General features: G+C 32.0%; 11 protein-coding genes and 1 riboswitch. All 11 genes read left to right on the top strand.

Going from position 1 to position 11,851, the window contains the following annotated elements; genetic code table 11:
* Positions 1–257: 257 nt before the first annotated feature.
* The gene (gene eno, locus ABMA45_RS03290) at positions 258–1,556 is read left to right on the top strand and encodes a phosphopyruvate hydratase (protein ID WP_022088458.1); all 1,299 of its coding nucleotides are present in this window, start codon (positions 258–260) and stop codon (positions 1,554–1,556) included.
* 416 nt (positions 1,557–1,972) lie between these two features.
* The gene (locus ABMA45_RS03295; protein ID WP_022088459.1) at positions 1,973–2,332 is read left to right on the top strand and encodes a helix-turn-helix domain-containing protein; all 360 of its coding nucleotides are present in this window, start codon (positions 1,973–1,975) and stop codon (positions 2,330–2,332) included.
* A 189-nt stretch (positions 2,333–2,521) separates the two neighbouring features.
* Positions 2,522–3,262: a LytR/AlgR family response regulator transcription factor gene (locus ABMA45_RS03300; protein ID WP_022088460.1), complete on the top strand. Its 741-nt coding sequence runs from the start codon at positions 2,522–2,524 to the stop codon at positions 3,260–3,262.
* 144 nt (positions 3,263–3,406) lie between these two features.
* Positions 3,407–3,531, top strand: a riboswitch (glycine riboswitch).
* Positions 3,532–4,971 (top strand): alanine/glycine:cation symporter family protein, encoded by a 1,440-nt coding sequence (locus ABMA45_RS03305; RefSeq protein ID WP_022088461.1) that lies wholly within the window; start codon positions 3,532–3,534, stop codon positions 4,969–4,971.
* A gap of 460 nt (positions 4,972–5,431) precedes the next feature.
* On the top strand, positions 5,432–6,130 hold the full coding sequence (pyrH, locus tag ABMA45_RS03310) for a UMP kinase (protein WP_022088462.1): 699 nt from the start codon (positions 5,432–5,434) through the stop codon (positions 6,128–6,130).
* Between the two features lie 24 nt (positions 6,131–6,154).
* The gene (gene frr / locus ABMA45_RS03315; RefSeq protein WP_022088463.1) at positions 6,155–6,709 is read left to right on the top strand and encodes a ribosome recycling factor; all 555 of its coding nucleotides are present in this window, start codon (positions 6,155–6,157) and stop codon (positions 6,707–6,709) included.
* Positions 6,710–6,829: 120 nt separating this feature from the next.
* On the top strand, positions 6,830–7,564 hold the full coding sequence (locus ABMA45_RS03320) for an isoprenyl transferase (protein WP_022088464.1): 735 nt from the start codon (positions 6,830–6,832) through the stop codon (positions 7,562–7,564).
* Positions 7,565–7,566: 2 nt separating this feature from the next.
* Positions 7,567–8,394 (top strand): phosphatidate cytidylyltransferase, encoded by an 828-nt coding sequence (locus ABMA45_RS03325; protein ID WP_022088465.1) that lies wholly within the window; start codon positions 7,567–7,569, stop codon positions 8,392–8,394.
* Positions 8,395–8,519: 125 nt separating this feature from the next.
* Positions 8,520–9,818, top strand: coding sequence for an RIP metalloprotease RseP (gene rseP, locus ABMA45_RS03330; RefSeq protein ID WP_022088466.1), 1,299 nt, complete (start codon positions 8,520–8,522; stop codon positions 9,816–9,818).
* Positions 9,819–9,899: 81 nt separating this feature from the next.
* Positions 9,900–10,958, top strand: coding sequence for a flavodoxin-dependent (E)-4-hydroxy-3-methylbut-2-enyl-diphosphate synthase (ispG, locus tag ABMA45_RS03335; protein WP_022088467.1), 1,059 nt, complete (start codon positions 9,900–9,902; stop codon positions 10,956–10,958).
* A gap of 3 nt (positions 10,959–10,961) precedes the next feature.
* A partial coding sequence (locus tag ABMA45_RS03340; RefSeq protein WP_348029908.1) for a PolC-type DNA polymerase III N-terminal domain-containing protein occupies positions 10,962–11,851 on the top strand: 890 nt, incomplete at its 3' end.

An 11,851-nucleotide genomic window follows, 5' to 3' on the forward strand; every position in this document is an offset into this window, starting at 1 on the left:
CTGTCTACTTGACAGGGAGCATATCAATCAGGGGCGGATTTTTTTTGCAATTATTTGGGAGAGAAGAATAGAAAGCAAAAATAAATTCTTGTTAAAAAAAAATTACTTGAAATTATCATTGAGTTAGTATAGTATGATTATAGTTAGAAATAACTAACTTCAACAAATAAATCATTTGGACTCTTTTAGAAATACTAACCGAAAGGATAGCTACCTTTCGGTATAGAGTCCTAGTCAACAGAAAGGAGATGCGGATAGTGAATTATTTGCAGATTGAAAAAATAATTGGAAGAGAAATATTGGATTCAAGAGGAAATCCAACAGTAGAAGCAGAAGTATATTTAGCAGATGGTACAATTGGAAGAGGAACGGCACCAAGTGGAGCATCAACAGGTGAGTTTGAAGCATTAGAACTTAGAGATGGTGATAAAAATAGATATTTAGGAAAAGGTGTACAGAAAGCCGTAGAAAATATTAATACAATTATAAATGATACAATTACAGGAATGGATGCATCAAATATTTATGCTGTAGATAAGGCTATGATTGATGCAGACGGTACAAAAGGAAAAACAAAATTAGGGGCAAATGCTATTCTTGCAGTATCGATTGCAACAGCAAGGGCAGCTTCAATTGCCTTAGATATTCCTCTTTATAGATTCTTAGGCGGAATTTCAGGAAACAGATTACCTGTACCTATGATGAATATTGTAAATGGTGGATGCCATGCTTTATCATCAGGATTAGATGTACAGGAATTTATGATTATGCCTGTTGGAGCACCATCATTTAAGGAATGTTTAAGATGGTGTGCTGAAGTTTTCCACGCTTTAGCAGGAATTTTAAAAGAAAAAGGATTAGCAACATCAGTTGGTGATGAAGGCGGATTTGCACCTGCACTTAAATCTGATGAAGAAGCTATTGAAACTATCCTTGAAGCTGTAAAGAAAGCAGGATATGAACCTGGCAAAGATTTCAAGATTGCAATGGATGCGGCATCATCAGAATGGAAGAGCAAAAAAGGAAAAGGATATTATAAACTTCCAAAGGCAGGAACAGAATACACTGCAGAAGAACTTATTGAACATTGGGCTAAGTTATGTGAAAAATATCCTATCATTTCAATTGAAGACGGTCTTGATGAAGAAGACTGGGAAGGTTGGAAGAAACTTACAGACAGACTTGGTGACAAAGTTCAGTTAGTAGGTGATGACTTATTTGTTACTAATACTGAAAGACTTGCAAAAGGTATTGAGATGGGAGCTGGTAATGCAATCCTTATCAAATTAAATCAGATTGGTTCGGTTTCAGAAACATTAGAAGCAATTAAGATGGCTCATAAAGCAGGCTACACAGCTATTTCATCACATCGTTCAGGTGAAACAGCAGACACTACAATTGCTGACCTTGCAGTTGCACTTAATACATGTCAGATTAAGACAGGTGCTCCTAGCAGAAGTGAACGTGTTGCTAAATATAATCAGCTTTTAAGAATCGAAGAAGAACTTGGAACAAGTGCTGTATATCCTGGAAACGGAGCATTTAACGTAAAATAATTAAAAATTAAACATATCGTATGATGTCAGAGGTAAAAGGTCTAAGCCTGTATGAGCATTAAAGTCAGGGCTTTTACCTTAGGCATAATTGTATAGCTTTATTGTATTAAAAATATATGAATATTTTATACAATGAATAATAGGAATCCTTTTTAGGCATGGAAGATGCCTGAAAGGGATTTTTTAATATAGAAAATTTCATAGAAATCCTATTATGTAAAAAAGTTTGATTAAAAAGTGGCAAAATAAATGTTCTTATCAAATTACACAACAAAATAGGAATATAAAGTTAGGTCTTTGATTTGTAACCAAACAAAAGTGCATAGTACCAAACAAAATATACACTAGTGAAAATTGTCATAAAAAAGTAAAATTGGAAATAAATGTAAAATCCTAATTACAAATAGGAGGTATGAGTGACGAATATACAGACTGAAAGTAAGAAAAGATTGCGAATTGTAAGAGAATGGTTACAAATGTCACAGGCACAGTTGGCAAAAGAATTACATATGAATACGGAAGCTTATAGAAGAATAGAGGTTGGAAAGGTAAACATTCCGATTGAAATACTATATGAATTAGAAAATAAATTTGATATTTCAGCAAGTTTTATTATATGTGGAAATGTACAAAGTGATATGGATAAATGTTTGGATGTAGATGTATTACTTAGAAATGAATTGGAAGGTTTTGAACAGAGAATAAAGAAATATCAGGCTGAAGAAGGTTTTGAACAGAGAATAAAAAAATATAAGAATAAAATATGTGATAATTAAAATAAGGATAGTACGAAAAAGTTAATATATTTAGCAAAATATTTTAAATGTGTTTATGTGGAGAAGGTTTTGCTTAGTTATAAATTATAGGGAATAATTTATAAAATACGAAAGAAGAAATATATATAACACAATGTCATTATTCGTAGAATGAATATGATGTTGTGTTTTTATGTATAGGAGAAATGAATGAAAAAGATTTTAATTTGGGTAAGTGATGAAAGCCTGAAAAAAGTAAGTATGGTGGTAAATGAAGTAAATAGTGATATTTGTATATTATCAGTTAAAACGCAAAAAGAGGCAAATTCAGTTATAATTAATAATGATGTTGATTTGTTTATTATTGAAATAAATTCAAATAACGATAGTTTTGAATTTGCGAAAGATGTAAGAAAACAGAGGGCGTATAGATTTATTCCGGTTGTTATTATGGCTGATAATGAGAAACTTATTTTTCAAGCATATGAAATTGTCAGATGCTATGCTTTTATGAGAAAACCATATGACATGGAAGGACTAAAAGAAATATTGAAGAAACTAAATAATTATAAATTTGTAAAAAGAAAGAGTGACAAAGTTAAATTTAAGCACAATGGTGTTATTTATTTTTTTAATAAATCCGAAATAAAATATATAGAAAACAGCAACAGACAGGTTAAGATATATAGTAATGATACGGTTACAAACATAGGGTATAAAACATGTGACAGTATTATAGAGCGATTAGGTTGTAAAGATTTTGTACGGTGTAGCAGAAATGGTATAGTAAATGCAGCTCATATAGTAAATATTAGTGATGAAGGAATAATTGAAATCAAGGAATTTGATAAAAAGATAGAAATTGGAAGTAGTATTAAAAAGCAATTTATACAGGATATCAATGAATTAAATATTTTATTTAACTTAGATATATATAAAGTTATCAGGTAAGTTAAATTACATATAAAATAATAAAGATGGGTCGGGAAAATCATAGAAAAAACGAAATGACATAAAAAGTTATAAAAAAAGTGCTTGATTTTATCGCTTTACCTTACTAAAATAAATATGATAGTGTCACAAAAGATAAGATTAAGGGTGACAACTGGAGAGTTCTGATAGCTGAGGTAAACAGTTATACAGACGCCGAAGGTGTAAGGTGATATTTAAACTTTTAGAAGCATCACTAATCTCTCAGGCAAAAGGACAGGAGGAATATTATGAGCAATTTTACGGATTTTTTAGTTAAGGTAGATGATTTAGTTTGGGGAATCCCACTTATTGTGTTGATTCTTGCAGCAGGCATCTACCTTACTTTTCGGTTAAGACTATTACAGATAGTGCATTTGCCTAAGGCACTTAAGTATATGTTTAAGAACGAAGAAGAAGGACACGGGGAAGTTAGTAGTTTTGGAGCACTATGTACAGCATTATCAGCAACAATTGGTACAGGTAACATTGTAGGTGTAGCAACAGCTATTGGATGTACAGCACTTGGTACTGCAGTAGGTGGACCGGGGGCGTTATTTTGGATGTGGGTAGCTGCTTTCTTTGGAATGGCAACAAAATATTCAGAGGGATTTTTAGCAGTACGCTATAGAACGATTGATGAAGAAGGTCATGTACTTGGTGGACCATTCTATTACATAGAAAATGGTATGGGACATAAATGGAAATGGCTTGCGAAGATATTTGCATTCTTTGGAGCATGTGTAGGTTTATTTGGTATCGGAACATTTACACAGGTTAACGGAATTGCATCAGCGGTCCAGTCATTCTTTGACCCTAATAAAGAAGATACAGTTAGTATTTTAGGAAATGATTATTCAATTGCTATTGTAATCACAGCTTTTGTTTTAGCTATCTGTGTAGGATTAGTTGTAATTGGTGGTATTAAGAGAATTGCTAATGTATCACAGGTAATTGTACCATTTATGGCTGTTTTATATATTGTTGCAGTATTAGTTTTAATCGTAACTAATATTACAAAATTACCTGGAGCAATAGTGACAATAGTTGAATATGCATTTGGTGCAAAAGCAGTAGCAGGTGGTGTATTTGCATCTATAGCAATTTCAATGCAAAAAGGTATAGCAAGAGGTATTTTCTCAAATGAAGCAGGTCTTGGTTCAGCACCTATAGCAGCAGCTGCAGCAAAGACAAAAGATCCTGTTCGTCAGGGACTTGTAACAATGACAGGTACTTTCATAGATACAATTATTGTTTGTACATTAACAGGTCTTTCAATTGTAATGATGGGTGCATACAAAGTTGTTGGACTTGAAGGCGTTCAGGTTACGACATATGCTTTCCAGAAAGGATTAAGTTTTCTCCCGGCAGAAGTTTCAGCATTCATATTAATGGTATGTTTAGTATTCTTTGCATTCACAACTATTCTTGGATGGGATTACTATGGTGAAAGATGTTTGGAATATTTATCAAATAAAAGTAAAACTGCTGTAAAGGTTTATAGATGGTTATACATTTTAGCAGTATTTATCGGACCATATATGACTGTTAAGGCAGTATGGACAATTGCAGATATATTTAATGGACTTATGGCCATTCCAAATATTATTGCATTGTTTGTATTAAGTGGTATAGTTGCAAAAGAAACAAAAGATTATTTTGATGAAAAAAAGAAACAGAATAATAAATAGAGTATCTTAATAAATATTTTAGGAAGATATAAAACAATAAAAATAAGAAGGCAGTCTGAATGCTGATTATATGTACGAGAAATTTCGGATACATATAATAATGATTCAGACTGCCTTTTAAGTATATGCATTTTGACGCAAGATATAAGTATATTCAGATTAGTTTACAAATATAATTTAAGTTATGTTCTTAACCTATTTATTTAAATGAAAGAACACGGGGAAGTCAAACAAAAACATAGTTTGTTTAAAATGATTTCTGCATTATAATTAAGAAATTATTTGAGTAGAAAAATAATAAGAAAATCTTTTGTAAATATGGATGTTTTACAACAAAGGTATAATTGAATTTTTTTAGTAACTATGGTATTCTAGTTACAGATTTTGTATTAGTGCGCCCATTTTGTGGAATGATACAGATAAACATACGAAATAATAATAGAAAAAAGAGGAATAAACAATGAAGAGAGTGTTACTTAAACTTAGCGGTGAAGCTTTAGCCGGTGATAAGAAAACCGGATTTGATGAGGCAACTTGTGTTGCAGTTGCTAAGCAGGTTAAGCAACTTGTAGATAAGAATATAGAAGTTGGAATAGTTATAGGTGGAGGAAATTTTTGGAGAGGTCGTACAAGTGAAAAGATTGACAGACCTAAGGCAGATGGAATCGGTATGCTTGCCACAATTATGAACTGTATGTATGTGTCAGAAATATTCAGAACAGAAGGAATGGACACAGATGTATTTACACCATTTACATGCGGAACATGGACTAAATTATTTTCAAAGGATGAAGCTGTTAATGGATTAAAGGCAGGTAAGGTTTGTTTCTTCGCCGGAGGAACAGGTCATCCATATTTTTCAACAGATATGACAATGGTTTTAAGAGCCATTGAAATTGAAGCAGATTGTATTTTAGGAGCTAAAGCAATTGACGGTGTGTATGATAGTGATCCTGCTGTTAACCCGGATGCTAAGAAATATGATGAATTACCAATAAGTAAGATTGTAGATGACAGACTTGGAGTAATTGATCTTGCAGCAAGTGTTTTGGCAATGGAAAATAAAATGCCAATGCTTTTATTCGGATTGAATGAAGAAAATAGCATTATTAAGGCAGCAACAGGCGAGAAAATAGGAACAAAAATTACAGTAGAATAATTTATAGAATGAAGGAGTTTTAACATGGAAGAATTAATTATGACATATGAAGATAAGATGGAAAAGTCATTAGACAATTTATATAGTGAATACACATCTATTAGAGCAGGACGTGCGAATCCACATATTTTAGATAAGATTACAGTTGATTATTATGGTACACCAACACCACTTCAGCAGGTTGGTAATATTTCTGTACCTGAAGCAAGAATGATTGTAATTCAGCCTTGGGAAGCATCAATTTTGAAAGATATTGAAAAGGTACTTTTAATGTCTGATTTAGGATTAACACCAACTAATGATGGTAAGATGATTAGACTTGTTTTCCCTGAATTAACAGAAGAAAGAAGAAAAGAACTTGTAAAGGATGTTAAGAAAAAAGGTGAAAATGCAAAAGTTGCAGTTAGAAATATTAGAAGAGATGCAATGGATGCAATTAAGAAAAAAGGAAAAGAAGATGGAATTTCAGAAGATGAAATTAAGGAATATCAGGATGATGTTCAGAAATCTACAGATAAATATGTTGCAAAGATTGATGCAGCAGTAGAAGAAAAATCAAAGGAAATATTAACAGTATAATAGAAATGTTAATAAATCCTTAGCAAAAACAATTTCGTATTAATAAGTGGCTTTTGCAAAGAATAAAAATTGATTCTGTGCAAAAGCCATTTTAGAATGTATACAGAAACCGGAGGAAGTATGGCAGAGAGTATAGATTTAACAGGAATGAATATACCTAATCATATTGCCATTATTATGGATGGCAATGGAAGATGGGCAAAAAAGAGATTTTTACCTAGAAATGCAGGACATGTGGCAGGAGCAAAGACGGTAGAAAAAATAATAGAAGACGCATATGATTTAGGTGTTAAGTATTTGACTGTATATGCATTTTCAACAGAAAACTGGAACAGACCTGATGATGAAGTTGCAGCTTTAATGAAACTTCTCAAAAATTATTTAAAAGACTGTATTAAAAGAGCAAACAGCAACAATATGAGAGTAAGAGTTATAGGTGAAAGAAGCAGATTAGAACCTGAGATTGTTGAAAAAATAGAAGAATTAGAAGAGTGTTCAAAAAATAATACAGGTATTACATTTATCATTGCACTTAATTATGGAGCAAGAGATGAAATTGTAAGAGGAATCAGAAAAATATCTAGAGAATGTGCTGAAGGCAAAATTGCTCCGGAAGATATTACAGAAGATATGTTTAACGGTTTTTTAGATACTCACGATATTCCTGACCCTGATTTATTAATCAGAACAAGTGGAGAGTTAAGATTGTCAAATTATCTTTTATGGCAGCTTGCATATACAGAATTTTATTTTACAGATGTTTTATGGCCTGATTTTAATAAAGAGGAATTAAAAAAAGCTATAGCTAAGTATAATGAAAGAGACAGAAGATTTGGAAAAGTTGAGGAGAACTAAAGATGGTAATCAGTAAATTTATGAATAAATCTTTTTATGAAAGACTTTTTAGCGGAATAATTTTGGTGATAATTGCACTTATAACCATTATTTTAGGAAATGATGTTTTACTTGTTACAGTTGGAATTGTTTCCTTAATTGGTTTATATGAAATGAACAGAGTGTTTGGTATTGAAAAATATGCTACCGGAATATTATCATATATTGCAGTAATTATTTATTATGCAATGCTTCGTTTTGATATGATGACATATGTTCCATTTTTAATAGTTGCATTACTTATTGCATGCATGGCTATTTATGTTTTTGAATTTCCAAAATGCAAGACTGAACAGGTAATGGCAGCAATTTTTGGAACAATATATGTAGCAGTTATGTTGTCTTTTGTTTATTTAGTAAGAATGGGTAATAATGGCGCATATAATGTATGGTTAATATTCTTATGCTCATGGGGAAGTGATACATGTGCATATGTATTTGGTGTTGCATTTGGAAAACATAAAATGGCACCGGTGCTAAGCCCGAAGAAATCTATAGAAGGTGCTATAGGTGGAATACTTGGAGCAGCTGTATTAGGATTTGTTTATGCAACAGTATTTCAGAATAATATAGAAATGAGATATTTAGACCCTAGAATAGCATATCCAATCGTATGTGCAGCAGGAAGTCTTATTGCAATGACAGGAGATTTAGCTGCATCAGCAATAAAGAGAAATCATGATATTAAGGACTATGGTACACTTATACCGGGACATGGTGGCATAATGGATAGGTTTGACAGCGTAATATTTGTTGCACCTATAGTATGGCTCTTAATAAATTTCTTCTAAAATTTTAATATGAAAAAACTTAAATGTTAACAATTACAACATATACATTAGATAAAATATCATTTATGATAATTTTATGGTGCAGGTAAAATAAAAATAATTGTAGAATAGGTGGGAATGACAGTATGTCAAATATTATCAGTATTATAATAGCATTAATAATTTTCAGCGTATTAGTATTAATACATGAATTTGGACATTTTATTGTAGCAAAGAAAAATGGAATAGTAGTAAATGAATTCTCTATTGGAATGGGACCAAGAATTTGTAGTTTTGAAAAAGGTGGAACAAAGTATTCAATTAAATGTCTTCCATTTGGTGGCTCATGTGCCATGTTAGGAGAAGATGAAGATACAGTTGTAGAAGGTTCATTTAATTCAAAGTCGGTGTGGGCAAGAATGGCAGTAGTTTTTGCAGGACCTTTCTTTAACTTTATTCTTGCATTTGTTTTATCAGTCATTGTTATAGCAGCAATTGGAACAGATAAATCTTATGTAACGGCAGTGGATAAGTCATCACCTGCTTATGAAGCAGGGCTTAGAAAAGGAGATATAATTACTAAATATAATGGTACAGGAGTAAGTATCGGTAGAGAATTGTATTTAGAAGATTTTGTTAATCCTTTAGGTTCGGATAATGTAAAACTTACATTCATAAGAGATGGAAAAAAACAGAAAATTTCTTATAAGCCGGAAGAAGTAAAGAAATATATGGTTGGTATGTCATATAATTCCGGTGATACAGAGGCGACTATAGGAAATGTAACAGCCGGCAGTGCAATGGATGAAGCAGGAGCTCAGCCGGGAGATGTAGTGGTTGCTGTTGATGGAACAGAAATTAAATCAGGTGATGAGTTACAGAAATATATTGAAGAAAATCCATTTGGTGATAATACAGTTACGATAACGGTTAATAGAAATGGAAAGACTAAGGAACTTAAGATGACACCTCAGTATCAGACGGTTTATTCAAAAGGTTTTGAGTACAATCTTGCAAGAAAGAGAATGTCATTTGGAAGAACTTTAAAATATAGTTTTGTAGAAGTAAAATACCAGATTAATACAGTATTAAAGAGTTTAAAGATGCTTGTTACCGGAAAGGTTTCAGCAAATGAAGTATCAGGACCGGTGGGAATTGTAAGTGCAATTGGTGATACTTATAAAGCAAGTAAATCAGAAGGTGCATACAGGGCACTTTTAAGTCTCATCAATATGGCTATAATGTTGAGTGCAAACTTAGGTGTGATGAATCTTTTACCTTTGCCGGCATTAGATGGTGGAAGACTTGTATTTTGCATTATTGAAGTTATTAAGGGAAAACCTGTATCAAGAGATAAGGAAGGAATGGTACATTTCATTGGATTTGCATTATTGATGGTATTAATGCTATTCTTAATCTTTAACGATGTTAGAAAACTGTTGTAAGTAACTGCAAGTAATGTGAATGAAATTTTTTATAAATTTGTAAAATGCATCTGATTTGCAATAAAAATTAGGAGTCTGAATATGTATAGAGATTGTACAAAAGTGATAAAAATAGGTGATAAGGTAATTGGAGGAGGAAATCCAATCCTTATTCAGTCAATGACGAATACTAAAACAGAAGATGTAGAGGCAACTGTAAAGCAGATAAAGGAGTTAACTGTTGCAGGATGCGATATTATAAGATGTGCAGTTCCAACAATGGAGGCTGCTAAGGCTTTGAAGAAAATAAAAAAACAAATATCCATTCCATTAGTTGCAGATATTCATTTTGATTATAGACTTGCAATAGCAGCAATGGAAAATGGTGCAGATAAGATAAGAATTAATCCGGGAAACATCGGCAGCTTAGATAGAGTTAAAGCTGTAGTAGATGTGGCTAAGGAAAGAAATATCCCTATCCGTGTCGGTGTTAACAGCGGCTCATTAGAAAAACATATATTAGAAAAATATGGAAGAGTGACAGCAGAAGGAATTGTGGAGAGTGCACTTGATAAAGTTAAAATAATAGAAGATTTAGGCTATGATAATCTTGTTATAAGCATTAAATCATCAGATGTTTTAATGTGTGTAAAAGCTCATGAACTGATTGCTGATAAAACTAAATATCCATTACATGTTGGTATAACTGAATCAGGAACAGTTACATCAGGAAACATTAAGTCTGCAATTGGATTAGGACTTATTTTGAGTCAGGGAATAGGAGATACTATAAGAGTTTCTCTTACAGGAGATCCTGTTGAAGAGATAAGAAGTGCTAATTTAATTTTAAAGACTTTAGGATTAAAGCAGGGAGGAATTTCTGTAGTTTCATGCCCTACTTGTGGAAGAACACAGATTGACTTAATAGGACTTGCAACAAAAGTAGAAAAATTAGTGGAAAAATACCAGAATCTTGATATTAAAGTAGCTGTTATGGGATGTGTTGTAAACGGACCGGGAGAAGCTAAAGAAGCAGATTTGGGAATAGCAGGCGGAAATGGTGTCGGTATCCTTATGAAAAAAGGTGAAATAATTAAAAAGGTTCCTGAAGAAGAATTACTTAAAGCATTAGAATACGAATTGAAAAATTGGAGTGAGTAATATATGGAAAGAAAAACTTTTTTTGAAGTATTTCCAGATGTAAAACTTAATAGTGAATTAACAGAAATATTTGAACAGGTTGAAGTTACAAGAATTACTGCTAACAGAGACAGAACAAAATTGCGTATTTATATAGAAAGCAGCAGGCTTATTAATAAGCCTGCTATTTTATCTGTAGAAAATGAATTATGCAGACAATTAAAGATGGGAAAGAAAATATCCGTTCAGATAATGGAGCATTACAGTTTATCACAACAATATACTCCAAAAAATTTATTTGACATATATAAGGATAGTATTTATACAGAACTTTCCCAAAAAAGTGCACTGATAGCGACAATGTATAAAAAGGCACAATTTCAGTTCTTGTCCGATTCAGCTTTAGAGATGGAACTTGAAACGCATCTTATGACAGAGGAACGTATGAATGTCATAAAAAATACAATTGAGAATATTTACAATATTCGTTTTAATATTCCGCTAAAAGTTGTAATTAAGAAAGTTGAAGCACAAAAGGACAAATTTAAAGAACAGAAAGAAAAGAAACTTAGAAATGAAGTTGAAATCTTAATGAGCAGAAATAAGAGCAATAAGCCTGAAAAACAGGAAGAAAAGGCACAGGAAACACCTGAAAGACCTAAGATTGTAAAATCAACCCGCTCGGATAACCCTGATGTCGTATATGGTAGAGATTTCGAATTTGATGAAGAAACTAAAATTGCAGAATTATTTGATGACTCAGGTGAAGTAGTTATTAAGGGACAGATATTTAATATGGATGAAAGAGAAACAAGAAAAGGAAAGATTATTGTTTCTTTATCTGTAACTGATTTTACAGACAGTGTAATGGTTAAATTGTTCTTAGATAATACAGAGGTTTTGGCAGATTTTAA

It is taken from the genome of Eubacterium sp. CAG:156 (genome assembly GCF_000434315.1).
Taxonomy (GTDB): Bacteria; Bacillota; Clostridia; order Lachnospirales; family Lachnospiraceae; genus Eubacterium_U; species Eubacterium_U album.